Annotated in this window: 19 protein-coding genes and 1 pseudogene; 4 read left to right on the top strand and 16 right to left on the bottom strand. The window is 69.0% G+C overall.

The genetic code is table 11. The annotated features are described in order from the left end of the window. Positions 1 to 40: 40 nt before the first annotated feature. Together ilvA and C469_RS07350 are read right to left on the bottom strand one after the other, a co-directional pair. Positions 41 to 1,303 carry a threonine ammonia-lyase gene (gene ilvA / locus C469_RS07355; RefSeq protein WP_008005228.1) on the bottom strand — a complete coding sequence of 421 codons (1,263 nt, stop codon included), beginning with the start codon at positions 1,301 to 1,303 and terminating at the stop codon, positions 41 to 43. Between the two features lie 66 nt (positions 1,304 to 1,369). Then, on the bottom strand, positions 1,370 to 2,779 hold the full coding sequence (locus C469_RS07350; RefSeq protein WP_008005226.1) for a cryptochrome/photolyase family protein: 1,410 nt from the start codon (positions 2,777 to 2,779) through the stop codon (positions 1,370 to 1,372). Between the two features lie 129 nt (positions 2,780 to 2,908). Here C469_RS07350 and C469_RS07345 point away from each other — a divergent pair, with 129 nt between their 5' ends. Continuing rightward, positions 2,909 to 3,292 (top strand): hypothetical protein, encoded by a 384-nt coding sequence (locus tag C469_RS07345; protein WP_008005225.1) that lies wholly within the window; start codon positions 2,909 to 2,911, stop codon positions 3,290 to 3,292. A gap of 587 nt (positions 3,293 to 3,879) precedes the next feature. Here C469_RS07345 and C469_RS07340 read toward each other — a convergent pair. From C469_RS07340 to C469_RS07320, 5 genes are all read right to left on the bottom strand, one after another. Further along, complete coding sequence (locus tag C469_RS07340) at positions 3,880 to 4,281, bottom strand: DUF6276 family protein (RefSeq protein WP_008005223.1); 402 nt, start codon at positions 4,279 to 4,281, stop codon at positions 3,880 to 3,882. 51 nt (positions 4,282 to 4,332) lie between these two features. Further along, positions 4,333 to 5,031 (bottom strand): V-type ATP synthase subunit D, encoded by a 699-nt coding sequence (locus tag C469_RS07335; protein ID WP_008005222.1) that lies wholly within the window; start codon positions 5,029 to 5,031, stop codon positions 4,333 to 4,335. Between the two features lie 113 nt (positions 5,032 to 5,144). After that, the gene (locus tag C469_RS07330) at positions 5,145 to 6,380 is read right to left on the bottom strand and encodes an RNA-guided endonuclease InsQ/TnpB family protein (protein ID WP_008005221.1); all 1,236 of its coding nucleotides are present in this window, start codon (positions 6,378 to 6,380) and stop codon (positions 5,145 to 5,147) included. Between the two features lie 502 nt (positions 6,381 to 6,882). Continuing rightward, positions 6,883 to 7,614 carry a DUF7345 domain-containing protein gene (locus C469_RS07325; protein ID WP_008005216.1) on the bottom strand — a complete coding sequence of 244 codons (732 nt, stop codon included), beginning with the start codon at positions 7,612 to 7,614 and terminating at the stop codon, positions 6,883 to 6,885. Then, positions 7,611 to 9,671: a DUF7096 domain-containing protein gene (locus C469_RS07320; protein WP_147587263.1), complete on the bottom strand. Its 2,061-nt coding sequence runs from the start codon at positions 9,669 to 9,671 to the stop codon at positions 7,611 to 7,613. The genes C469_RS07325 and C469_RS07320 overlap by 4 nt, the downstream gene beginning before the upstream one ends. A gap of 179 nt (positions 9,672 to 9,850) precedes the next feature. Here C469_RS07320 and C469_RS07315 point away from each other — a divergent pair, with 179 nt between their 5' ends. Beyond that, the gene (locus tag C469_RS07315; RefSeq protein WP_008005211.1) at positions 9,851 to 11,086 is read left to right on the top strand and encodes a DUF7345 domain-containing protein; all 1,236 of its coding nucleotides are present in this window, start codon (positions 9,851 to 9,853) and stop codon (positions 11,084 to 11,086) included. Positions 11,087 to 11,225: 139 nt separating this feature from the next. On the opposite strand, the gene C469_RS07310 is transcribed toward C469_RS07315, so the two are convergent. The 8 genes and pseudogenes from C469_RS07310 to ahaH form a co-directional block, all read right to left on the bottom strand. Next, entirely contained in the window at positions 11,226 to 12,647 is a 1,422-nt protein-coding gene (locus tag C469_RS07310) for a V-type ATP synthase subunit B (RefSeq protein ID WP_008005208.1), read from the bottom strand. Position 12,648: 1 nt separating this feature from the next. Next, a pseudogene (locus C469_RS07305) lies at positions 12,649 to 14,429 on the bottom strand (ATP synthase subunit A). Position 14,430: 1 nt separating this feature from the next. Further along, positions 14,431 to 14,760, bottom strand: a complete 330-nt coding sequence (locus C469_RS07300; RefSeq protein ID WP_008005206.1) for a V-type ATP synthase subunit F — start codon at positions 14,758 to 14,760, stop codon at positions 14,431 to 14,433. Further along, a complete protein-coding gene (locus C469_RS07295; protein WP_008005205.1) occupies positions 14,757 to 15,803 on the bottom strand; it encodes a V-type ATP synthase subunit C in 1,047 nt (348 codons plus the stop codon). Before C469_RS07295 ends, C469_RS07300 begins: the two co-directional genes overlap by 4 nt. After that, positions 15,800 to 16,378, bottom strand: coding sequence for a V-type ATP synthase subunit E (locus C469_RS07290; protein ID WP_008005203.1), 579 nt, complete (start codon positions 16,376 to 16,378; stop codon positions 15,800 to 15,802). Before C469_RS07290 ends, C469_RS07295 begins: the two co-directional genes overlap by 4 nt. 21 nt (positions 16,379 to 16,399) lie before the next feature. Continuing rightward, positions 16,400 to 16,651, bottom strand: coding sequence for a hypothetical protein (locus C469_RS07285; RefSeq protein WP_004049078.1), 252 nt, complete (start codon positions 16,649 to 16,651; stop codon positions 16,400 to 16,402). Positions 16,652 to 16,879: 228 nt separating this feature from the next. Further along, entirely contained in the window at positions 16,880 to 19,069 is a 2,190-nt protein-coding gene (locus C469_RS07280) for a V-type ATP synthase subunit I (protein ID WP_008005200.1), read from the bottom strand. Then, positions 19,056 to 19,412, bottom strand: coding sequence for an ATP synthase archaeal subunit H (gene ahaH / locus C469_RS07275; protein ID WP_008005198.1), 357 nt, complete (start codon positions 19,410 to 19,412; stop codon positions 19,056 to 19,058). Before ahaH ends, C469_RS07280 begins: the two co-directional genes overlap by 14 nt. 156 nt (positions 19,413 to 19,568) lie before the next feature. Here ahaH and C469_RS07270 point away from each other — a divergent pair, with 156 nt between their 5' ends. After that, positions 19,569 to 21,110, top strand: a complete 1,542-nt coding sequence (locus C469_RS07270; protein ID WP_008005196.1) for a MinD/ParA family ATP-binding protein — start codon at positions 19,569 to 19,571, stop codon at positions 21,108 to 21,110. Positions 21,111 to 21,161: 51 nt separating this feature from the next. Here C469_RS07270 and C469_RS07265 read toward each other — a convergent pair whose 3' ends face one another. Continuing rightward, a complete protein-coding gene (locus tag C469_RS07265; RefSeq protein WP_008005194.1) occupies positions 21,162 to 22,133 on the bottom strand; it encodes a transcriptional regulator in 972 nt (323 codons plus the stop codon). Positions 22,134 to 22,307: 174 nt separating this feature from the next. On the opposite strand from C469_RS07265, the gene C469_RS07260 reads away from it, so the two are divergent. Then, positions 22,308 to 23,735, top strand: a complete 1,428-nt coding sequence (locus C469_RS07260; protein WP_008005193.1) for a tRNA(Ile)(2)-agmatinylcytidine synthase — start codon at positions 22,308 to 22,310, stop codon at positions 23,733 to 23,735. The last annotated feature ends 4 nt before the right edge of the window (positions 23,736 to 23,739 follow it).

The raw sequence follows: 23,739 nt of genomic DNA, 5'->3' as shown, positions 1-23,739 counted from the left end.
TGCCACCGCAGTTCCATTTATAATGTGACGACCCTCTCCCTCACGCCTCCTGCGTCGTCCACTCCACCTCGTAGCCCGCCTCGCGAACCGCCCTCAGGACCCGGTCGACGTGCGCCGGGCCGTTGGTCTCCACCTCGAACACGAGGTCGGCGTCGCCGACCGGCAGGTCCGGCCGACTGCGCTCGTGACGGACCGTCCGGATGTTCGCGCGCTCCGCGCCGATCAGGGTGCTGATCTCCCCCATCGTCCCGGGCGTGTCGTCGATCCGAACGGCGAGTTCAATCAGCTGGTCGCGGTCCACGAGGGCGTGCGTCACCACCTCTTTCAGCGTCGTCACGTCGATGTTACCGCCACAGAGCAGCGGAACCACCGTCTCGCCGGCCAGACCGAGCTCGTCGACGGCGTCGTCATTTAACAGGGCGGCCGCGGCGGTCGCGCCCGCGCCCTCGATCAGCTGCTTCGCGCGCTCCAAGAGGAGCAGAATCGCGGCCGCCACGTCGTCGTCGCTGACGACCACCACGTCGTCGAGGTGTTCTCTCAAGAGCCCGAAGGTGAGGTCGCTCAGCCCGCCGGTCGCGATGCCGTCCGCGATGGTGTCCGGCTCCTCGCGCGCCACGAGTTCGCCGGCCGCGAGGCTCTCCGAGAGCGTCGAGGCGCCCTCGGTCTGAACTCCCACGACTCGCGTCTCCGGCGACCGCGCCTTGACCGCGGCCGCGACCCCCCCCGCGAGCCCGCCGCCGCCGACCGGGACGAGGACGGTGTCGGCGTCGGGCACCTGGTCGAGCACCTCCAGCCCCAGCGTCCCCTGTCCGGCGACCACGTCCGGATCGTCGAACGCGTGGACGAACCGCGTCCCGGAGTCGTCGACGAGCGTCTGCGCGTGCGCCATCGCCTCGGGGAACGCGCTCCCGCGGAGCACGACCTCGGCGCCGTACCCGCGGGTCGCCTCGATCTTCGCCGCCGGCGCCGACTCCGGCATCACGATCGTCGCGTCGATCCCGGCGTCCGCCGCCGCCAGCGCCACCCCCTGCGCGTGGTTGCCCGCGCTCGCGGCCACGACGCGCTCGATCGCGGGCTCGTCGCTCCCCGCTCCCGACCCGCCGATCGCCAGCGAGATCGCGTTGTACGCGCCGCGCGTCTTGAACGAGCCGGTGCGCTGGAGGTGCTCCATCTTGAGGCGCACGTCGGCGCCGCACCGCTCGCTCAGCGACCGACTCCGCTCGACGGGCGTGCGCTGGACGATGTCGGTGCCGGCGAGCCGCTCGGCGGCGGCCTCGACGTCGTCGATCGTGACGGGGGACATGAGCGCGGTGTTCTCGGCGACTCACAAAAGGACTCGGTTCCGAAACGGAGTCCGGTTCCCTCGGCGTCACCGCTTGCCGAGCGCCTCCTCGAAAACGCGTTGCGCGCGCTCGTACCCCTCGTTCCGGTCGACGATCGGGTGCGGATAGTCGTGGGCGAGCTCCTCGCGCTCGGCCCGCGAGAGCGTCGGCCAGTCGACGACCCTGTCGGCCGGCACGTCTCGCAGTTCGGGGACGTACTCTTTCACGAACGCCGCGTCGTCGTCGTACTTCGCCATTTGCGCCACCGGGTCGAAGATGCGGACGTCGACGGAGTCGGTGCCGGTCGAGGCGGTCCACTGCCACGCGCCGTGGTTCGAGGCGTGGTCGTGGTCGATCAGCCGCTTCGTGAAGTAGCGCGCCCCGCGCCGCCAGTCGATCAGGAGGTGTTTCGTCAGGAAGCTCGCGACCACCTGCCGCGGGCGGTTGTGGACATACCCCTCCGCGTTCAGCTGGCGCATCCCGGCGTCGACGAGCGGGTACCCGGTCTCGCCGCGCGTCCACGCCTCGAAGTCCGCGTCGGACTCGCGCCACGCGATCGCGTTCGGGAACGACTTGTAGTTCGCCGCGCCCAGATCGGGGTTGTAGTACAGCAGGTGGTACATCTGCTCGCGCCACGACAGCTCGTCGCGGTACTTGTCGACGTTCCGGCGCTCGTCGCCCGTCGCCGCCTCGAACGCGGCGGTCGCCTCCGCCCACACCTCCCGGATCCCGATCGCGCCCGCCGCGAGGTACGGCGACATACGTGAGACCGCGTGGGTCGGCGCCTCGACGGCCCGCGCGAGGTCGTCGCGCGTGTCGGCGTACGACCGGATACCGCAGTCGAGAAAGCCGTCGAACCGCTCGCGGGCGGCCTCGTACCCCGCCTTCGGGAGGTCGATGTCGGCGTCTCGTTCCGAGACGATGTCGGCGTCTCGTTCCGGGATCGTCCCCCCGTCGCGCACGGTCGCGAGCGCCGCCGGTTCGGGCTCCGGATACGGGTCCCGCTTCGGAACGGCGTCCCAGTCCTCGCGGAACCGGCCGTGGTTCGGGTACCGCTCCGCAAGCCGACTCGGGTCGACCAACACCGCGTCGGTGTGTCCCTCGGTCACGACTCCGGCGCTCCCGAGCGCCGCGTCGACGGCCCGCTGCCGATCGCGCCGAGCCGGACTGTAGTACTCGTTGTACCACGCGGTCTCGGCGCCGTGCTCGTCGGCGAGGTCGACGAGGACCTCCTCGGGATCGCCGACGCGGACGACGAGGTCGCTCCCGAGTTCGCGGTAACGCGCCTCCAGTCGCTCGACGTGGCGGCGGACGAACGCACGTTGGCGCCCGCCCAGCGTCTCGAACAGATCGGCGTCGTAGACGAACACGGGGAGGACGGTCCCCGCCCGTGCGGCCGCCGCGAGCCCCGCGTTGTCGCGGGTGCGCGGGTCGCGGCGGTGCCAGAACACGTGCATAGAGGGGGTACGTGGCCGACGGGATAGTGTCCTTCGGCGGTCGCGCGGGCGTTCGAGTTCGGCGGAGCCGTCCCGTGCGCGTCGTGGATCTGACCCGTGCGTTTATATCGTCGAGGTCGAAGCGAGAGTATGCAACCGCTCGTCGCCGTCATCCTCGTCGGCGTCCCGCTCGTGTGGCTCGTCGCCTTCGCGGCCTACGCGTACCTCGACGCGCCGAACCACGGGATGGACCGGCGGAAGTGGGCGCTCATCGCCTTCTTCGTCCCGCTGTTCGGCTTCTTCGCGTACGTGTTCGAGCGCGGCGAACTCGACTACGACCCGTCCGAGGACCCCTACGCGCAGGGGAACGACGCGCGCAAGGCCGGCCTCGCCGTCCACGAGCGCCGGCGCGGAGAGAAGGGGCTCGGTCCGGCCGGGACCGAGGCGGACGACGAGGACGACGAGGACGACGAGTGGAACGATCCCGACGGAATCGATATCAACGACGGCCAAGACGAGAACAGAGCCGGGTGAAACAGTAGCCACTGAGCGGTCCGTCTTGATCGATAGCGGGAGTAGGTATTGCAGATCGATGGCGTCGATCCAGTATTTAAAAGGATATGAGCGACGGCGACGATCGCTTATAAACAAACGGTGCGGTGGCGCACCCCGGTGAGCGGCCCGCAGGGCCGCGAACCGCCGGTGCGAGGGAGTCGGTCGCCGCAGGGGACCGACGAGGCTGGGGAGGCGTGAGGTGCGGTGCGGTTGCGGGTGGGTGGGACTCAAAGGGGCAGTCGCCGGCGGCAACGCCGCCGGCTTCCAGAGGCGCGAAGCGCCTCGCTGCCGCGAGGGCGAAGCTCGGCGACGGAAGCACCGCAGAGAGCGCAGCGACCGAGGAGCACAGCAAGCCGCGCGAGCCGTCGCCGCTGGGGCTTTGGAGGTGTTCGCCGCCGATCCATCATCAATCAGTTATAAAGAGCCGACAGCAACACCACTCGATCGCTTATAAATGACCTCACTCACGACGTCCTATACCTACTCCCGCTATCGATCACCGCCGTGTCCGCACCGATCGCCACGGGATCAGGGTGTCTCACTCGCTGGGGATTACAACAGAGCCGCTACACCATGTCGAGCAGCGCCGCCCGCCGCCGTTCGAGGTCGAACGCGGCGTCGTCGGCGTCGAGTCGCTCGAAGAAGGCGAAGGCGTCCGCCCCCGACCGCTCCGCGTGCTCGACGAGCGCCTCGATCGACGCCCGGTTGAGCGCGAGCGACTCGAGGTGACCGCAGGCGAGCGCGAGCGCGACGCCCGCCTCGCCGGCGGGGAACGCGGGATCGACCGCGGAGAAGTCGGGGTCTGTGTCGTCGGTGGAACGCTCGTCGAGCGTCACGTCGGCTTCGGCGGCCGGGAACGTCAGGAGACACCGCGTGCAGATCGCGGTCAGGGGATCCGGCGCGTGCTCGCGGAGCGCGGGCGGGACGGCGAACGCGACGACGTCGGCGTCGCAGTGGGGACAGGACATGGAAACTGAAGCGTGGCGATCGATCGACGTGAGAACGAGAGTTCGAGGACGTCAGTCCGCGGGCTCGGGATCCTCGACCGCCGCGGCCTCGGCCTCGGCGGCCGCCTCGGCCTCCGCCTTCTCCTCCTCCTCCTTTTTCGCTTTGATCTTCTTCATGCGGAAGATCTCTTCGCGCTCCTGTTCTTCGAGCTTCTGCTCGATGTACTCCTGGTTCTCGTAGAGGGTCGGAAGCAGCGTGAACTCGAGGGCGTTCACGCGGCGCTTCGTGGTCTCGATCTCCGTGAGCATCTTCTTCATCGCCGTCTCGACCTCGGCGGCGAGGATGACCTTCTCCAACAGCTCCTCGTAGGCGTCGGCCGCCTCGTCGATCCGGGCGGAGGAGCCGAGCAACCCGTACCCCCGCTCGTCGAGGCTCTTCCGCACCTTCGAGGACTCGATCTGCGGGACCACGACGCCCATGATGTTCTTCGACTGGGTCGTGATCTCGGGGTGCTCTTTCAGCGCCGCGGCCGCGCCGCGGACGGCGACGTCGCCTTCCATCGCGCGGGCCATGTCGATCTTGCGCTGAGCCGTCTCGTAGTTCTCGGACACGTCCGACCGGACGTCTTGCGCCTGATCGAGGATGTCCATGAACTCCATGATGAGGCCGTCACGCTTCTGTTCGAGCGTGTCGTGACCGCGCTCGGAGAGCTCGATGCGGTCCTCGATCGCCATCAGGTTCTTCCGTGTCGGTTTGACGTCCTTGGCCATCTTGTTGGGGAACGGTTCCGCTCCGAGGCGGATAATTCTTTTCAGTCGTGACGTGCTCACGGGGCGGATCGGCAGTCGAACAGCGACGGATCCGTCGGTCGTAGCAGAGTGAACTACCCCACCCTACCGCTCGGGCTGACGCCCTCGCGCTTGAGGGTGGGGCTTCCTGTTTCCACGACGCGCTTTGCATCCACAACCGAGGACATAGGGAGCGCAGTCTCCACAGGCGTTGATTCGGAGCGTCCCGCTCCTAACCGCTTCTTCACACCGCGAGAAAGAATATTCCACGCTGCGTTCGCGTCTCTGTCCGCCTCGAACCCACACGCCGGGCAGGAGTGTTCGCGCACCCACAACGGTTTCTCGGTCGAAACGCCACAGGACGCACACTCTTTCGTCGTTCCGCGCGGATTCACAGCAACGAAGTGCGTTCCTTCGCGTTCGCACTTGTATTTGAGCATCCGCAGGAACGTCCCCCACGCCGCACCTGCCCGGTTCCGCGAGTTGCCCGGTAGTTCGACCAACCCCTTCGCGTCCAAGTCCTCGACGGCCACGAAGTCGTACTCTCGAGCGTAGTAGTTCGAGAGTTTGTGAAGGAAGTCGCGGCGCTTGTTCTTCAACTCGGCGTGGCGTTCTGCCACGACCCGACGCTGTTTCTCCCAATTGTCCGCCCCGTGCTGTTTCCGCGAGAGGTCGCGCTGTGCGCGTTCCAAACGTTCGCGTTCGTCGGACAGGTCGAGGGATTCGACGGCGGTTCCGTCGGTGTCGTGGGCGTACTTGAGAATCCCCACGTCGATACCGACGCAGTTCTCGGGATTCTCCGGCTTCTCCGGCGGGTCGTCGGGCGTCTCGATGCCGAGAATGGCGTACCACTTCCCGGTAGGTTCTTGCTTGACCGTGACGGTCTTAATGTCGGCGTCGTCGGGGAGGTCGCGGTGGAAGGTGAGCGGGATTTCTCCGAGTTTTGAGAGCCACAGTCGCGTCCGACCGCCCGTGTTCTTGAGCTTGAAGCCGGATTGACTGTAGGTGAAACTGCGGTACTCGCCCGGTGCCTTCCACTTGAGCATCCCGACGCGGTAGCCGTTCTCTTTGCGCTCTCGTAGTGTCGAGAGGTTGTCGTACAGCCGTTGCACGACCTTCTGTAGTACCTTCGAGTGAACGCTTTTCAGGTCTCTCCACCACTTCTTGAGACTCGGCAGGAGCTTCTGCTCGGAGTATGCCGAGGTGTCGTCGGTGCGGTTGAGTCGGTGGAGAAAGTGGTTGTAGACCTGTCTACAGGTATCGACAGTCCACGCTAACTGTTCTTCGAGAGCGTCGGACGGTCGGAGTCGATACCTGTAGTTGTATTTCACGAGCGTTCTTCGATGAGTTCGTCAAGTTGTCCGCGAACGAACGACGAGAGGTTAAGATGGTTCTCCTCGACCCACTCGGCTTGGTCTTCGCGGATGGTGATGTTCTTCCGCCTCACTACATACGCATTATGCGTATCTGTGCGCATAGTTGTTTCGTTGCGTGGGCCTGTGGGCCGAGCGTCGAACGTGTTTAAAATCCGTGCGGCGTTGACGAGACGCAGAGCGTCTCGTCCGCGCACAAGAGCTCCGCTCTTGTGAACGCTGTATCCCCTCCCTACTCACTCGCTTCGCTCGTTCGTTGAGGAAGGGGCCTTAGCGCCTCAATTCAGGTAAAAAGTGACCCCGGGACGGGCCGCGTGCCTCTGACAGCGACGGGCGACCGCTCCCGACGGCGGAATTCGGGATGGCGGTCCCCGTTCGGGTCCGGTGGGGCCGACGACGGGGGCGCGACCCGGTGGGACCCGTGGCGATCGGTCTCACAGCCCGCTACAGCTCGCTCCGACTACGCCCGTCGCCAGCCAGCGTAGCCGAGCAGTCCCGCCGCGAGGAGCGCCAGCGTCGGGACCAGCGGTGTCGGCAGCGACCCCTCGGTGACGCCGCCGGTCTCCGCGGGCGCGAACGCGGCCGAGAACCCGGACAAGTCCGTGCCGGGGCTCCACTCGGCGATTGCGGCGCCGGTTCCGTCCGTCCGAGTCGTCGCGTCCGCCTCGACCGTGGCGTCGGCGAGCACGTACCCGTCGGGCGCGACGAGCACGAACGGTCGGTCCGGACGGAACGCGCTTTCGAACGGCTCGCTCACGACCAGCCGGTCGCCGTCGACCGCGGCGAGGTTCGCCCACGTCGCCGAGAGTCGAACGACGCCCGTCCCGTCCGTCGACTCGACCTCGGCCCGCACGTCGGAGACGCTCATCTCGCGTCCCGTCTCGGCCGCGGTCCGCTCGGCGATCCGCGTCATGCGGTCGTCGAACCGATCCGTGACGTTCTCGGGGCGCTCGCGAAGCTCCTCGAACGCCGCCTCGTCGTCGGCGTCAGCGAGGTCGTACGTCAACACGAGCGCGACCGTCGCGTCGCCGTCCGCGTCGAGCGCGACGACGAACGACGACCCCTCTTCGACCGCCGGCTCCGTTCCCGGTCCGTCGAGCGCCGCGACGCCCGGTGCGAGGAACGCGCCGATCACCGCGACCGACGCGACGGCGGCGGCGACGGCAACGATCCGACCGCGAGAACGAATCACTCGTCCTCCTCGTCGTCGTCATCGTCGTCATCTTCATCATCGTCGTCTCTGTCGTCGTCAGCATCGTCGTCTTCATCGTCGTCGTCTCTGTCGTCGTCATTGTCGTCACCTTCATCGTCGGCGTCCTCCGCGTCATCGGCGTCCTCCGTGTCATCGGCGTCGGCCTCGTCCTCATCGTCCGCGTCGAACTCGATCTCGAGTTCGCCCTCGCGGTCGCCGTCTTCGACCTCGACCTCGACTTCGTCGTCGTCGGTCGGGAGCGTCACCGCGATCCGTCCGTCCGCGTCGGTCGTTCCGACCGACTCGCCTTCGACCTCGACGCTCGCGCCCTCGACGGGCTCGCCGTCGGCGTCGGTCACCTCCACCGTCACCGTCGCACCGGGAGCGGGGTCGCCGGAGACGACGGCGACTGAGAGGTCTTCGTCGTCCGCATCGTCCGCGTCGTCGCCGTCCGCGTCGTCGCCGTCCGCGTCGTCGTCTTCGTCGTCCGCGTCGCGCTCGTCGACATCGATGTCGCCGGCCACGAGCGTGCCGTCCGCACCGACCTCGAACTCGAGTTCGGCTTCGAACGCGCCCTTTTCCAGCGTGACCTCCAGCTCGTCGTCGACGCCGGGCGCGTCGAACGAGAGGGTCCCGTCCGCGTCGGTCGTTCCGACCAGTTCGTCGTCGACGTAGGCGGAGACGCCCCCGACGCCCTCGCCGTCGTAGGTCACCGAGACCTCGACGGTCTCGTTCTCGACGGAACCGTCCACGGCGAGCCGTTCGCCGAGGTCGTCGTCGCCGTCGCCGCCGGCCCCCGTCCGGAGCGTGACCTCAAGTTCGCCCTCGCGGTCGCCATCTTCGACCTCGATGTCGACCTCCTCGTCGTCGGGCAGCGTCACCGTAATCCGCCCGTCCGCGTCGGTCGTTCCGGCGTCCTGGTCGTCCAGTTCGACGGTCGCGCCCTCGACGGGTTCGCCGGCGGCCGTCACGCGGAGCGTCACCGTCGCGCCCGGCTCGGCCGTGCCGTTGGCGATCGAGATCGAGAGGGGGGTCTCGTCGGCGTCGCCGCCGTCCTGCTCACGCGGTTCGAGCTCTTCCTCGAACTCGAACGCTTCGCCGGTCTGGCCGTCGACGCTCACTTCGGCCTCGCCGGTCGTCTCCGGGCCGAAGAAGGTGAACTCGAACTCGTAGTAGCCGTCGTCCTCGTTGCGATCGGCGGACCGGAGCGTCCACTCGCCGTCGTCGTCGGTCGACAGCTGTGCGGTGGCGGCGGTGAGCGCCTCGCTCTGTGTCACGTTGAAGCTCCCGTCACCGGGCTGGTCGCGCTCGATCTCGCGCGACCGCTCGCCGCCGTCGCTCTCGACTTCGATGGAGACGCCGCCGTCGACCTCCAGCGAGAACTCGCCGGCGCGCTCACCGGTGTACTGCGCGAGCAGCGCGCTCGCACCGGTCCCCGTCACGCGGGTGAGTCGCTCCCGGGCGTCGGCGTTCGCGCCCCGATCGTAGCCGGCCGCCCGAAGCTCGATTCCGGAGGTGCCGTCGGCGCCCTCCGCGACCCGCTCGAAGCCGCGGTCGACCGTCCGAGCCTGTCCGGCGAGGACCGCGAGCCGCTGTGCGAACTCGCCGCGAGTTATCTCGCCGTCCTCGTAGGCGACGCGCGCCTCGCGCTGGTCGGCGACGATCTCGTCGGCGCGCTCGCGAAGCGCGGCGGACCGCTCCGCGAGAACCGCCGCTCGTTCGGACTCGTTCGCGTCCTCGAGCGCCGCGTCGAGCGACGACGCCGTCACGTCGCCCGACACCTCGTCGTCGGTGACGGCGATGATCGTCGCGAGCTGCTGTCCGACCGTCGCTCTCGACGCGCCGTCGCCGTCGCTGTCGTTCGCGTTTCCGTCGTTCGTCGCGTTTCCGTCCGTCTGTGTGGAGGCGGTCGACGCGTCGAGACGCTCTATCGCCCCGTCGGGCGAGTCGACGTCCGCCGCGTCGGCGGCGCCGGCTGCCCCGACCGCGCCGCCCGGCACGGAGCCCACGATGAGCCCCAGCGCCACCAGAACCGTCAGGAGTCGTGTGCCGTGCATTACGGACTCGCCGACGGACGCCACCCACATATACCGAGTCGACCGTGGCGGTCTGTTGCCCTCCGTTTCGCCGCGTTTCGCCTCGACGACCGACCGTTGCGCCGATTTGCACCGCGTTTCACGGCGCCGCTTCGAGACGATCTGTGGGTTTAACCTCGGCGGCGGAAAACCGTACACTAATGAGTCGACGCGATCGGACGGCCGGATCGATCGCCGCCCTCCTCGTCGTCGCCTGCTGTCTGGCGGCCGTCGCGCTCGTCGCTCCGGCGGGCGCGCAGTCGGCCGCGGTCCCCCAAACGGACGACCAGCCCGCGCCGGACAACACGATCACCCGGATCGATCTCGCCACCGACGGCTCGGCGACGTGGGAGATCACCCTCCGAACGCGGCTCGAAAACGACTCCGACGCGGCGGAGTACGAGCGGTTCCAAGAGCGGTTCCGCGCGAACACGAGCCGCTACCTCAACCCGTTCGCCGAGCGGATGTCCGGCGCCGTCGCGGCCGCGAACGAGTCGTCGGACCGCGAGATGCGCGCGACCGATTTCGAGGCCGAGACCGGGATCCAAGAGGTTCCCCGGCGCTGGGGCGTCGTCAGCTTCCGGTTCACGTGGACCGGCTTCGCCGCGGTCGAGGGCGACGCGGTCGTCGTCGGCGACGTCTTCGCCGGGGGATTCTTCATCGACGACGACGACGCGCTGACCGTCTCGGCGCCGGAGGGGTACGCGGTCGAGTCTGCCGATCCGGATCCCGCGGACGCCGGTGACGGGACGGTCGAGTGGCGCGGTCGCGAGGACTTCGGTGAGGGCCGGCCGAGCGTTCGCGCCGTACCGGCGACGACCGGCGGCGGCGGAGGCGACGCCGGTAGCGATGGCGCCGACGGCGAGGCTGGTCCGGGCGGCGCCGGCAACGCGACCCTGTTCGCCGCGCTCGCCGCCATCGTTCTCGTCGCGGCGGTCGGATTCGCCACCTACGTCCTGCGGACCGGTCGGCTCGGTCTCGCCGGCTCGGAGATCGACGACCGATCACCGGCCGACGAGTCCGGACCGAGCGACGCCGGACAGCCGAACGCCGCCGCCTCGGCGAACGGCGGTTCGACCGCAGCTGCCGCCGCTCTCGCAGGGTCTGCGGGGCGCGACTCCACCGGGAACGAGCCCGCGGACGCTGTCCCCAACGAGGAGTCCGAGGCGATCGATACGGAACTTCTCACGGACGAGGATCAGGTCAGGCGCGCCCTCCGAGAGCGCGGCGGGCGCATGAAGCAGTCCGACATGGTCGCGGAGTTCGGCTGGTCGAAGTCGAAGACCTCGCGCGTGCTCTCGCGGATGGCCGACGACGGCGAGGTGGAGAAGCTCCGGCTCGGCCGCGAGAACGTGATCGACCTCGCCGTCGGCGACGACCCGGTCGACGAGGAGTAAGCGGCGAGGAGTTGCCGGCGGGATATCCGAGACCGATCGCTTCGGTGACTGCGCCGCTCTGCCGTCGGTTCCCGACGCAGTCGCTCGGCGCGACCGCTCGCGGTGGTGGAGTGCGAAAGAGTAGAGAGAAGGTGCCGCGTCAGTCGGCCGCTTCGACGACCTGCCGCTCCGAGTCCTCTTCCCGGTAGTACTCCTCGATGAACTCCTCGTCGATCCGGTTGAGGGCGTCCTTCGGAAGCATCGAGAGCAGGTCCCAGCCGATGGAGAGCGTCTCTTCGATGTCGCGGTTCTGGTCGAAGCCCTGGTCGACGAACTCCGACTCGAAGGCGTCCGCGAAGTCGAGGTACTTGTTGTCGAGCTCCGACAGCGCCTCGCGACCGACGATGTTCACGAGGTCGCGCAGGTCCTCGCCCTCCGCGTACGCCGCGAACATCTGGTCTTTCACGTCGGCGTGGTCCTCGCGGGTGAGCCCCTCGCCGATCCCGTCGTCCATCAGCCGCGACAGGCTGGGGAGGACGTTGATCGGCGGCTGCAGGCCCTGGCTGTTCAGGTCGGGGTCGACGTAGATCTGCCCCTCCGTGATGTACCCGGTCAGGTCCGGGATCGGGTGGGTGTCGTCGTCGCCCGGCATCGTGAGGATCGGGATCTGCGTCACCGAGCCGTCACGCCCCTGAATCCGGCCGGCGCGCTCGTACAGCTGCGCCAGGTCGGTGTACATGTATCCGGGGTAGCCGCGTCGCCCCGGGACCTCCTCGCGGGCCGCCCCGATCTCGCGGAGCGCCTCGCAGTAGTTGGTCATGTCCGTCAGGATGACGAGGACGTGGTAGTCCTTCTCGAAGGCGAGGTACTCGGCCGTGGTGAGCACCATCCGCGGGGTGACCGTCCGCTCGACGGCGGGGTCGTCCGCGAGGTTCATGAAGACGACGGAGCGCTCTAAGGCGCCGGTGCGCTCGAAGTCCTGCATGAACTCGTTGGCCTCCTCCTGGGTGATCCCCATCGCGCCGAAGATGACGGCGAACTCGGAGCTCTCCTCGTCGTCGCCCTCCTCCTCTTCGGGCACGCTGGCCTGCCGGGCGATCTGCATCGCCAGCTCGCTGTGCGGCTGGCCGGAGCTCGAGAAGATCGGGAGCTTCTGGCCGCGGACGAGGGTGTTCATCCCGTCGATCGCGGAGACGCCCGTCTCGATGAACTCCTCGGGGTACTCCCGGGAGTACGGGTTGATCGCCGCGCCGACGATGTCCTGTCGCTCCTCGGGGACGATCTCCGGGCCGTCGTCGATCGGCCGGCCGGAGCCGTCGAGGACCCGTCCGAGGAGGTCCTCGGTGACGGGCATCTTCATCGTCTCGCCCAGGAAGCGGACGGACGCGTTCTGGTCGATACCGGAGGTGCCCTCGAACACCTGGATGGCGACGACGCCCTCCGAGGATTCGAGCACCTGTCCGCGCAGCGTCTCCCCCTGTGCCGTCTCGATCTCGACGATCTCGTCGTAGCCGATGGCCTCGTCGACCTCGGCGTACACGAGGGGACCGCTGATCTCGGTGATGGTCTGATACTCTTTCATGTTAGTAGAGGCTCCGGAGTTCCTCGGTGATCTCCGCTTTGAGCTCCTCGACGTACTCCTCGTAGTCCTCCTGGACGCCGATCCGGTTGATCCGGGGGGCGGCCTCGGTGTCGACGATCTCCTCGACGGGGACGCCCGCCTCGAGCGCTCTGAACGCCTCGTCGTTGAACGTCTCGATCGTCGTCAGCATGAGGTACGTCTTCTCCGGCGGGCAGTACGTGTCCACCGGGTGGAACGCGTTCTGCTGGAGGTACGCCTCGCGCAGGTAGCGGGCGACCTCCAGGGTGAGCTGCTGGTCGTCGGGCAGGGCGTCCTTCCCGACGAGCTGGACGATCTCCTGCAGCTCGGTCTCCTCGTCGAGCACGTCGACCGCCCACTGGCGCTTCTCGGCCCAGTCGTCGGCGACCTCGTTCTCGAACCACGGATCGAGCTGGTCTTTGTACAGCGAGTACGACTCGTTCCAGTTGATCGACGGGAAGTGGCGGCGCTCCGCCAGGTCCGCGTCGAGCGCCCAGAACGTCTTCACGATGCGCAGGGTGTTCTGGGTGACCGGCTCGGAGAAGTCGCCGCCGGGCGGCGACACCGCGCCGATCGCCGAGACGGACCCCTCCGTCCCGTTGACGTTCTCGAAGTAGCCGGCGCGCTCGTAGAACTGCGCGAGCCGGGCGGCGAGGTACGCGGGGTACCCCTCNCCTCGCCGGGCATCTCCTCCAGCCGGGAGGAGATCTCGCGCATGGCCTCCGCCCACCGCGAGGTGGAGTCGGCCATCAGCGCCACGTCGTACCCCATGTCGCGGTAGTACTCGGCGATCGTGATCCCCGTGTAAATGCAGGACTCACGCGCCGCGACGGGCATGTTCGACGTGTTCGCGATGAGCGAGGTGCGGGCCATCAGCGGGTTGCCGTTGGCCGGGTCCTCCAGCTCGGGGAAGTCCTCGATGACCTCGGTCATCTCGTTGCCGCGCTCGCCGCAGCCGACGTAGACGATGATGTCCGCGTCGGCGTACTTCGCGAGCTGGTGCTGGGTGACCGTCTTTCCGGAGCCGAACGGCCCCGGGATCGCGGCCGTCCCGCCCTTCGCGATGGGGAACAGGCCGTCGAGGATGCGCTGCCCGGACACCAGCGGCGTCCGGGGCGTCTTCTTGTTCTCGGAGGGGCGCGCCTCGCGGACGGGCCACTCCTGGTGCATCGAGACGTCCGTCCCGTTGGCGAGCTCGGCCACCGTCTCGGTGACGTCGAACGAGCCCGCCTCGATAGCGGCGACCTCGGTGGTCTCATCCTCCTCGAGGGCGTCCGGCGGCACCATCACCTTGTGGTCGATGGTGACCGTCTCCTCGACGACGCCGACCACGTCGCCGCGGCCGACCTCGTCGCCGACCTCGACGGTGGGCTCGAACTCCCACTCCTTCTCGAGGTCGATGCCGGGCGCGTCGACCCCGCGGTCGAGGTACGGACTGCCCATCTTGCCCTCCAGCACGTCCAGGGGGCGCTGGACGCCGTCGTAGATGGCGTCCAGCATTCCCGGACCAAGGTCGACCGACAGCGGCTCGCCCGTGTTCTCGACGGGTTCGCCGGGGGCGACCCCGGAGGTCTCCTCGTACACCTGAACGGTCGTGATGTCGCCTTCGATCTCGATCACTTCCCCCATGAGGCCTTCGTCGCCGACGTAGACGACGTCGTTCATGCGGGCGTCGAGGTCGCGGGCGCTCACGACCGGACCGCTCACGCTTTGGATAACACCGTCTTCGCTGATGGTGGTCTCCGTGGATTCTGCTTTACTCATATTAGTCGTCCTCCTCCATCAGGTCGATCCCGATGGCTCGTTTGATCTGGTCGCGCAGCCCGCCGCTGCCGGCGCCGGACCCGCCGAGCGTCACGAGCACGGGTTCGATGCTCCCCTCCACCGCCTCACGGGTCCCCCGCGAGAGGTGGCCGAGGTCGTCCTCGTGCATCACGATGATGCCGGTTCCCTCGTCGTCGAGGGTCCGTTCGACGGCGTCGTCGAGCCGCTCGTCCTTCTCGTCGTCCGGTACGTTCTCGAACTTCCGCACGCCGGCGAGCCGGAACCCGGTCGTGAACTCGGGGCTCCCGACGACGGCGATCTCCTGGCTCATGTTATCACCAGCTCCGATTCGATCTGGTCGGCCGGCAACCCGGCCTCCTTCCCGCGGGCGATCGCTCGGATGTTCTCCACCTCGCGCTCCTTCGCGAGGATGTAGGAGATGATCGGGGTGACCGACACCGGGTGGATCGTCCCGAGCCGGTCGCCGTACGCCAGCAGCGCGGCGTCGGTCGCGTGCTCGAACGCGATGAGGCTGTCCGCCTCCTCGAGTTCGCGCAGCGCCGGACCGAGCTCCTCGCCGTACTGGCTGTCCCCGATGTACTCCACGAGCTCGTCGAGGTTCCGCGCGAGCCGCGCGAGCGAGTCGCGAGTGAACAGCTCGCCGCCCTCGATGAAGTACGCCGCGGGGTCGATGTCCGCGCCCGACCGGGCGAGCCGGAGGGCGTTCGTCGCGTTCCGGAAGTCGACCTCCGCCCTGAGGAACGCCTCGTACTGTCGGGTCGGTTCGGCGTTGCCGAGCCCCGACAGGAGCCGCTCGTAAAACGCGCGGTCGACGGCGTTCTCCAGCGGAACGAGCGTGTCGGTCTCCTCGTACTCGGCGTACGCCTCCCGCAGCGGGTCCCCGTAGATCGTGTCTTCGAGCACCTCGACGACGGCGTCGATCGAGTCGGCCTCCAGCAGGCGCCGGATCCGGCGGTCGTCGAACTCGCCGGCGCGGATCAGGTCGACCTCGATCGCCGACTGGTCCGCGTCCGTGTAGACGCCGCGGATGACCGTCTTCACGTTCCACGCGTCGAACTTGCGGAGGTACCGGGCGATCAGGTCGTACAGCGACCCCTCGCTCCAGTCGAGGATGTCGTCGAACTGCTCGGCGAGGTTCCGGTTCAACGCGTACTCGATCAGGTCCACGCCGCCATGGCGGCTGCCGAGCGCGTTGATGTCCGCGCCGTAGCTCGACTCCTCCATGAACCGGGCGATCTCCGCCGGGCCCATCCGGGTCAGCTTCCGGTACTCCTCGTCGCCGTAGAGGCTGCCGCGGCGGGCACGAACCCGCGCGACGACGTACTCTGGGTTCGAGCTCCCGACGGCGCTCATTGGTCGAACAGCTGCTCCGAGATGTTCTTCAACTCGTCGTCCCAGACGGATTCCAGGATCGAGTCGAACGTGTTGTTCACGCGAACGCGAGAGGTGTCGCTCTCGGCGACGACGCCGCCGAGGCAGTCGACCTCGCCGTCGACCGCGGCGTTGCGGTCCTCGACGAGCTCCTCGACGAGCTCGACGTCCTCGGGACGGGTGTAGACGGCGACGTCTTCGTCGTCGTCGAACTCCGCGAGGGTCGCGTCGAGCAGCGTCTCGGTCAGCTCGCGGCGGCGGTCGCCGTCGAGCCCCTCGATGGCGGCCTCGACGTCGTCGTAGACGTCCTCCAAGACGTCTCGACGGGCGCCGAGCCGCTCCTGTTTGGCCTCGAGTTTGGCCGAGGAGAGCGTCTGCTCGCGCTCCTGGTCGATCTGTCGATCGACCTCGGCGAGCCGCTCTTCGCGGATGCGCTCGGCGTCGGCCTCCGCCTCGGCGACGATCTCGTCTGCCTCGGACTCCGCCGCCTCACGGATTTCCTCTGCACGCGCGCGGGCTTCGTCTCGAACGTCCTCAACGACAGTGTCCAAACTCATTGGTGTGAAAGGGAGTGCCGCTTAGACGATGAAGACGACGACGAGCGCGAGGATGACGATCGTCTCGGGAAGGACAGTCAGGATGAGCCCGTTGACGAACAGATCGTCGTCCTCGGCCATCGCGCCGACGGCCGCGGAACCGATACCCCGCTCGGCGTAGCCCGCACCGAGCGCCGCCAGCCCGACAGCGAGTGCTGCCGCGGCGTTGGCGTCAGTCAGCGTTCCACCGGCCTGCAGTGCGACGTTCCCGAGTTCGTTGGTAGCTTCAAGCATTGGTAGTAGTTGCGGTTGCTCGTCTCCGAACAGTTGCTAGTTGCCGCCACAGTGGTCATAAAGCTTCCCAAAACGACCGAATAGAGCGCCCCTGATTCGGACAAAAGTGCGACTAACGACGGCCATTCCCGTGCTCCGTGCACCGACGATGGCGGCGAACGCGGAGGCGAATCCCGAAGTCGAACGCCGGACGAACCGGACCGCGTCAGCGATCTGCGGACGCTGCGGTCAGTCGTCCTCGGCGGTGTACTGCCGGTCGTAGCCGAACGGCAGGTACGAGTCTCCGCCGCCCTGATAGAAGTTCCCGAAGAACTCCACGTACTCGAGGCGCACCGCCTGAATGCCGGCGGAGGTGACCCCGAGCGCGAGGACGACGATGTGGCCGACGATCGCGACGACGATCCCGGCGACGAGCGCGAGGACGCCGACTGCGCCGATCGATGCCGGGTCGAACGCGGTCGTCATCCCCGCGAAGACCAGCTCGTAGTCAGCGGTGTTCTGGACCTCGGCGAGGTAGTCGGCGCTGAAGATGAAGTGGAAGCTCCCGTCTCCGCCGCCGTCGATGTACGCGCCGAACGCGAGCAGGTTCACCGCGAGCGCCATCCCGCCCTTCGCGAGCAGCACCGCCATGATCCGGGCGTACGAAATCACGTTGACGATCGGTGCGAGCACCTCGGCGAGCTCCGGCGGCTCGCCGATCGCGAGCAGGACAATTCCTAGGAGGACCGCCACGATGGCGGCGTACCCGACGGCGACCGGGAAGCCGCCGAACGACACCGCCCCGAAGGTGAGTATCGAGAACGACTCGAACAGGAACTCCGGCTTCGGGCCGGGGAGGTGCTGGCTGAAGATCCAGATCCACGCGCCGTTGAGGATCAGCAGCCACGAGCCGCCCTCGTACATCGCGTGTTTCAGGTCGTGCTGCTGGTAGTTGCTCACGAACGAGAGGATGTGCCCCACGTTCAGATGCACGAGCCCGAACAGCACGCTGGCGACGAGGAACGACAGCGCCCAGTCGATGTCGGCGGGCGAGAGCCCCTTTCCGGCCACCGGCCAGTGGACGTCACCCGGCAGCAGCTGGTAGGCGTGGTAGCCGAACACGTCGATCCCGAAGTAGATACCGAACAGGATCGTGAAGCCGCCGGCCCACAGCGCGACGGCGCCGAGTTCGCGGAACGTCCCCTCGTAGTTGCGGTACAGGAAGACGCCGATGGCGGCGTACAGCACGCCGTACCCCACGTCGCCGATCATGAAGCCGAACATGAGCGGGAACGTGAGGAAGACCAGAAGCGTCGGGTCGAACTCCGAGTACTTCGGCCGCCCGAAACCTCGCACGAGCACCTCGAAGGGGCCGGCCGCGCCCCCGTTGTCCTGGACGACCGGCGGGTCGTCGCTGCCGTGGGTCGCGTGGCCGCCGTCCGTGGCCGCCTCGGGCTCGGCGCCGCCGTCCGCGACCGCCTCGGTGTGGTGGTCGCCGTCGGGTGTGAACGACGCGCGCTCGAGCTCCTCTACCTCGGCGTGGTCGCCGACCGCGTCGGCGATGGCCGCCTGCAGGTCGGGGAACGTCTCGGTCGGGACCCACCCCTCAGCGATGAAGGCGTTCTCGGTGGTCGCGAAGGAGAGTGGCGCCTGCTTCTTCTCGGCCTCGATGGTGAGCTGCTCTTCGGCGCGCAGCAGGAAGCCGGCCGCCTCCTCTTTCACCGCCGCGAGCTTCGCTTCGACCTCGGTGAGGTCGTTCTGGAGCTCCTCGCGTTCGCGCTCCAGCTCCGCGACGTAGTCGCTCGGGCTCGCGTCCGCGTCCGGCACCTCGAGCAGCGCGATATCGACGCCCACGAGCGAGTCCTGCAGGACGCCCTCCTCGGCGCCGTCGGCGGGCCGCGCGAAGATCGCGACGACGTCGCTCCCGGCGAACACCTCGAAGGAGTCGATCCCCTCCGCGTCGGCGAGCGCCGCTTCGACCGCCTCCGGCTTCGCCTCCCCGACGACGACCTCGAGCGAGTCGTAGCCGCCGAGCAGGTCGAGCTCGATCCCCAGATCCGCGAACGGCTCCATCCGCTCGATCTCCTCCTCCCGATCGCGGATCTCGCCACGGAGCTCGTCGCGGCGGTCGTTGAGATCGTTGACGCGATCGCGCACGTCGGCGAGCTCCGCCTCGAGCTCCTCGTCGTCGAGCGGGCGGACCCCGTCGGCCTCGTCGCCCTCGATGTCGAGGATGCTCTCCAGCGAGCGCACGGTGACGAGCTTCTCGTTGACGGTCTCGGCGCCGTCGAGCGACTCGCCGGGCGAGAAGCCCTCGTAGCGCTCGTCGTAGTCGGTGACGTGCAGGGAGTGGTGTTCGTACGTCGCCTCGATCACGTCGTCGATGACGCGCTTCGAGCCCGTCACCGACACCTTGCTCATCCGCTCAGGCCTGAGCATCCACCGCCTCCTCGGCCTGTTGGTTCACCGCTTCTTCGAACCGTTCGACGGCGTAGTCGACGGCCGAGTCCACGCGGTCGCGGGCCTCGCGTTCGAGCTCGTCGCGGTCGGCACGACCCGATTCGAGGATCTCCTCGCGGCGTTCCTCGATCTCCTCGCGGGCCGCCGCCAGCCGGTCGTCGGCCTCGGAGTCCGCCTCTTCCTCGGCCTCCGCGCGGATCTCCTCCGCGCGTTGTCGAGCCTCGGCGAGGCGCTCGTCGGCGTCCGATTCCGCCTCCGCGATGATCTCGTCCGCCTCCGTTTCAGCCTCCTTGATCCGGTCGAGCACCTCTGGTCTCGCCATGCTACTAATCGCCTGAAACTCCACAAGCGACGTATAAGGTGTTTGCGAAAGTGCGCGCGCGCTTCCGCCGATTCGGGCGGCCCACCGCGCGGAAACGCCGCCGCGATCGCCCCGCCGCCGCCTACCTTTAAGTACCAGTCGCCGGACCCTCACCGTATGGCAACGGTGTATGCGGTCGCGTCGGCGAAAGGTGGGGTCGGGAAGACCACCACGACCGCGGCGGTGGCGACGCTCCTGGCCGACTCGGGCGCCGACGTCGTCGCGATCGACGCCGACCTCGGCATGGCGAACCTCGCGGCGGCCGTGGGCGTGACCCCCGGCGGGATCACCCTCCACGACGTGCTGGCGGGGGCGGCCGACCCCCCCGACGCGGTCCACGAGGGGCCGGCCGGCCTCCGCGTCGTCCCCGGCGCGGCGGACCTCGACGCGTACGCGGCGGCCGAGCCCTCCGGGCTCCGGGATGTCGTCGACGCCTTCGACGACGCCGACTACGTGTTCGTCGACGCCGGCGCCGGCCTCTCCCACGACTCCACGCTCCCGCTCGGGCTCGCGGACGAGACCCTGCTCGTCTCCACCGCCGAGCGGAGCGCCCTCGGAGACACCGAGAAGACGCGCCAGCTGACCGAGCGGCTCGGCGGCTCCGTCGCCGGCGCCGCGATCACCCGCCTCGACCCCGCGACCGCCGCGGACGACGGCCCGATCGACGCGGTGGAAGAGACGCTCGCCACCCCCGTGATCGGCCGGATCCCCGAGGACGACGCGGTGTTGCGCGCGGCGGAGGCGGACCGGGCGCTCCCCCTCTTCGCTCCGGACGCGGCGGCGACCCGCGCGTACCGGGACCTGACGCGCGCGCTGACCGGCGCGGCGATCGACGGTCCGGGGCTCGCCGCCGTCGACGCGACGACGGAAGACGCGGAGGCCGACGACGAGACGAACGCGGGCGAAGACGGCTCTCCGCCGGACGCCGAGGGACCGGACGAGAGCGCCGACCCGGACGAAGCGGCTGAGACAGACGACTCCGGAGGAACTGACGTTTCGCTGGACGAGGAGGAGATCATCGTCGCCGACTCCGACCAAGGCGGCCTCGGCGAGCCGGGCGACGAGGAGGACATCATCGTCGCCGCGGAATCGCCCGTCGAGGATATCGGAGAGGCCGAGGATGCTGACCCCGGTGACCCCGCCGAAGACGACGCCGAGAGCGACCCGGAGGCCGCCGAGAGCGGCGCCGTCGGCGGAGAGACGGAGACGGTCGGTGAGGCCCACGTCGACGGCGACGACCTCGAGGCGATGATCGAATCGGGCCCTGAAGCGGAGCGCTTCGACGAGGAAGGCGACGAGACCCCCGACTCGACCGGGGGCAGCGAGTCGTCGAGCGACGGACCGGCGGACGCCGAGGCCCCCGGCGAGGATGCGGCCGCCGCCGGGCCTGCGGATACCGAAAGCCCCGCGGAGCCGTCGGCGGACGAGACTCCCGAGACGGACCGAGAGTCGGAATCCGCGCCGGAACCGAGCGCCGAGACGGGACCGAAGCCCGACGAGGAGCTCGAGTCCGACCCGGACGACGAGCTCGCCGGCAGCGTCCCGTTCCGCGACGACGACACCGGGACGATGCACACCGCCCTCTCAGAGGGAGAGGACGACGAGGACGACGAGGACGATAACGAGGGCGGTTTCTTCAGCCGGCTGCTCGGGCGGTAGCGGTCGTCGCGCTCTTGACAGCCCGGAAGAACGGAAGAACCGGGGGCCTCGTTAGGCCTCGGACGGCGCCTTCGCCCGGTCGCGGATGAGCTCGCGGATCTCCTCGGGGTCGGAGATGCCGGCGAGCTCCTCGCAGGAGACGAGCGCGGTGCCGTCGACCGACTCGCGCTTCTCGTCCTCCTCGGTGAAGTAGACCGAGCGGGTCCGCGCGACCTCGCCGATCGAGGACATGATCCGGGCGCGCTTCTCCGCCGCCGGGGTGAACGTCGAGTGGCCGGTGAGTACCCGCGTCACGGCGCTCCCCTCGTCCTCGGAGACGGCTTTAAACGGCGCGCGCGCGGTCGGGTGGACGGTGAAGCCCGCGTTCGTGAGCACGTGGAGAACGTGCTCGTCGTCGGGGTCGGTCTCGGGCGCCGAGGGGGTCGGGTCGGCGTCGCGGACCTCGTCGGCGCCGTCCAGCACGTCGACCGGGCTGGAGAACGGCTCGTTGAACAGCTCCTCCAGCTGGATCGCCACCTCGATGGAGGCGTTCATCCCGTCCTCGTACTTCGAGACGGTGCGGCGCGAGACGCCGAGCTCGGTGGCGAGGCGGCCGAGCGACCAGCCGCGTTCCTCGCGCTCGTCGGCCAGCAGGTCGCCGTCGAGGCTGACGTAGAGCCCGCCGGGGGCCGCGTAGATGAGCGGGGGCATCCCCTCGACGAACAGGTCGTAGGCGGTGTCGGGGTTGACCACCGGGACGCCGTGCCGAAAGTAGACGACTCCGGGCTTCAGCTCCTCGTCGCGGGTCCGGACCCCGATCACCATCGGCGTCGCCTGCAGGTACTCGCCGAGCCGGCGCATCTCCGCGCCCGTCTCCGCGTCGAGCGCGTCGACGTTCCCGAGGATCTTCAGGAGGACGAGGTCCTCGTCGCGCCGCGCCGCCACGTCGAAGCTCTTGGGCCGGACCGCACACCGATCGCTGACGAGGAAGCCCGCGTCCTCCAGCATCGCGGTGACGTTCTCGATCAGCGCAGTCCGGGACATAGTCGAGATAAGCGGCTCGCCGTATATATGCGTTGTGTCAGTTGTACGCGCGCCAAATCGCTGCCCGCATGCGATTTCGCCGATCGGGGTGCCGATGCAGTTATATATTCGTTCGACGGCGCTCCCCTCGTCCCCGCCCGAAACCGGTTTGTCCGGGAGCGCGAAATAGCCGGTATGCCCATCGTCGCCGTCGACGACACCGACTCCCGCGAGCGCGGGATGTGCACGACGTACGTCGGCGCGCGGCTGGCCGAGCGGCTCGACGCGGCCGGCGGTCGCGTCCGTCGCCGGCTCCTCGTCCGACTCAACCCCGCGGTGAAACACAAGACCCGGGGCAACGCTGCGGTCGCGCTCCACGTCTCCGGCGTCGACGCGGAGACCTCGTTCGACCTCGCCGCGGAGACCGTCCGGGAGTTCGCCGCGGTCGACGACCCCCGGACCTCGCCCGGCGTCGTCGTCGCTGACCTCGACGTGGCCGACCTCGATGTGGCCGGTGACTCCCCCGAGCCGAGCGCTGCGACGATCCCCCCCGACGTGACCCGCTTCGCCCGCCGCGCGCTCCGGCACCGCCTCTCGCTCGACGAGGCGCTCGAACTGGCGGACGAGCACGGGTTCCGCCACGCGGCGTTCGGATCCGGCGGGGAGACCGAGGCGGAGGCCGTCGCGGGACGCGGCCGGATCGGTGCGCTCGCGGCGGTCGGCGCCCCCGCCGCGTTCGACGACTGGACCGTCGAGCGCATCTCCTACCGCGAGCTCGACCGCTGCGGCACGCCCCGCGACGTCGACGTCGAGAGCGTCTTCGCGGCCGCCGACCTCGGGTACCCGACCGTCTGGGACACCGTCGACCGCGCGACGGGGGAGGCGGTCTGCGTCCCGAACGCCCCCGGCCCGATCCTCCACGGGATCCGCGGCGACGACGCCGACGCGTGCCGCGAGGTCGCCGAGGCGATCGCCTCCGAGCCGGTCGAGCGCGCCGCGACGTTCCTGACGAACCAGGGTACGGACGCCCACCTCGCCCCCGGTGCGATCGGGGACCTCCGCGACGGCGCGGGGTACCGCGTCGACGCCGTCGTCGCGGGCGAGCCGGAGACGAAACGCGGGGGGCACGTCCACGTCGACGCGGCGGCGCCGGGCGACGGCTCCTCCTCGGGCCTCCGGTGTGTCGCATTTAAACCGACCGGCCGGTTCCGCGACCGCGTGCGCGCCCTCCGCCCCGGCGACCGGGTGACGGTGTGCGGCGAGCACGAGGTGCGGGCGGCCGAGGGCGACGCCGGAGACGGCGGGAACGGCGAACGCGACGGAGCGGGTCGCGGTGTGGTCACTGCGACGTTGAAACTCGAGAAATTCGCCGTGCGCGACCTCGTCGAGACGGAGCCCGCCGTGCCGACCTGCCCCGACTGCGGGCGGTCGATGTCCTCGGCCGGGCGGGGGCAGGGGTATCGCTGTCGAGACTGCGGCACCGACGCGCCCGGGAAGGTCGAAGAGCCGATCGAGCGCGAGTTAGCGCCCGGCTGGTACGAGGTCCCGCCGAGCGCCCGGCGTCACGTCGCGAAGCCGCTCGTCCGCGGCGGGTTCGACGGGCCGACCCACCCGGAGCGGTGACTCT

This window comes from Halorubrum lipolyticum DSM 21995 (assembly GCF_000337375.1).
Classification (GTDB): Archaea; Halobacteriota; Halobacteria; order Halobacteriales; family Haloferacaceae; genus Halorubrum; species Halorubrum lipolyticum.
This window is presented reverse-complemented; position numbering and strand designations above follow the sequence as displayed.

Excerpts from the sequence above, each read along its gene's own strand:
- ilvA (WP_008005228.1), bottom strand. The coding sequence starts at position 1,303 with ATGTCCCCCGTCACGATCGACGACGTCGAGGCCGCCGCCGAGCGGCTC.
- C469_RS07350 (WP_008005226.1), bottom strand. The coding sequence starts at position 2,779 with ATGCACGTGTTCTGGCACCGCCGCGACCCGCGCACCCGCGACAACGCG.
- C469_RS07345 (WP_008005225.1), top strand. The coding sequence starts at position 2,909 with ATGCAACCGCTCGTCGCCGTCATCCTCGTCGGCGTCCCGCTCGTGTGG.
- C469_RS07340 (WP_008005223.1), bottom strand. The coding sequence starts at position 4,281 with ATGTCCTGTCCCCACTGCGACGCCGACGTCGTCGCGTTCGCCGTCCCG.
- C469_RS07335 (WP_008005222.1), bottom strand. The coding sequence starts at position 5,031 with ATGGCCAAGGACGTCAAACCGACACGGAAGAACCTGATGGCGATCGAG.
- C469_RS07320 (WP_147587263.1), bottom strand. The coding sequence starts at position 9,671 with ATGCACGGCACACGACTCCTGACGGTTCTGGTGGCGCTGGGGCTCATC.
- C469_RS07315 (WP_008005211.1), top strand. The coding sequence starts at position 9,851 with ATGAGTCGACGCGATCGGACGGCCGGATCGATCGCCGCCCTCCTCGTC.
- C469_RS07310 (WP_008005208.1), bottom strand. The coding sequence starts at position 12,647 with ATGAAAGAGTATCAGACCATCACCGAGATCAGCGGTCCCCTCGTGTAC.
- C469_RS07300 (WP_008005206.1), bottom strand. The coding sequence starts at position 14,760 with ATGAGCCAGGAGATCGCCGTCGTCGGGAGCCCCGAGTTCACGACCGGG.
- C469_RS07295 (WP_008005205.1), bottom strand. The coding sequence starts at position 15,803 with ATGAGCGCCGTCGGGAGCTCGAACCCAGAGTACGTCGTCGCGCGGGTT.
- C469_RS07290 (WP_008005203.1), bottom strand. The coding sequence starts at position 16,378 with ATGAGTTTGGACACTGTCGTTGAGGACGTTCGAGACGAAGCCCGCGCG.
- C469_RS07285 (WP_004049078.1), bottom strand. The coding sequence starts at position 16,651 with ATGCTTGAAGCTACCAACGAACTCGGGAACGTCGCACTGCAGGCCGGT.
- C469_RS07280 (WP_008005200.1), bottom strand. The coding sequence starts at position 19,069 with ATGCTCAGGCCTGAGCGGATGAGCAAGGTGTCGGTGACGGGCTCGAAG.
- ahaH (WP_008005198.1), bottom strand. The coding sequence starts at position 19,412 with ATGGCGAGACCAGAGGTGCTCGACCGGATCAAGGAGGCTGAAACGGAG.
- C469_RS07270 (WP_008005196.1), top strand. The coding sequence starts at position 19,569 with ATGGCAACGGTGTATGCGGTCGCGTCGGCGAAAGGTGGGGTCGGGAAG.
- C469_RS07265 (WP_008005194.1), bottom strand. The coding sequence starts at position 22,133 with ATGTCCCGGACTGCGCTGATCGAGAACGTCACCGCGATGCTGGAGGAC.
- C469_RS07260 (WP_008005193.1), top strand. The coding sequence starts at position 22,308 with ATGCCCATCGTCGCCGTCGACGACACCGACTCCCGCGAGCGCGGGATG.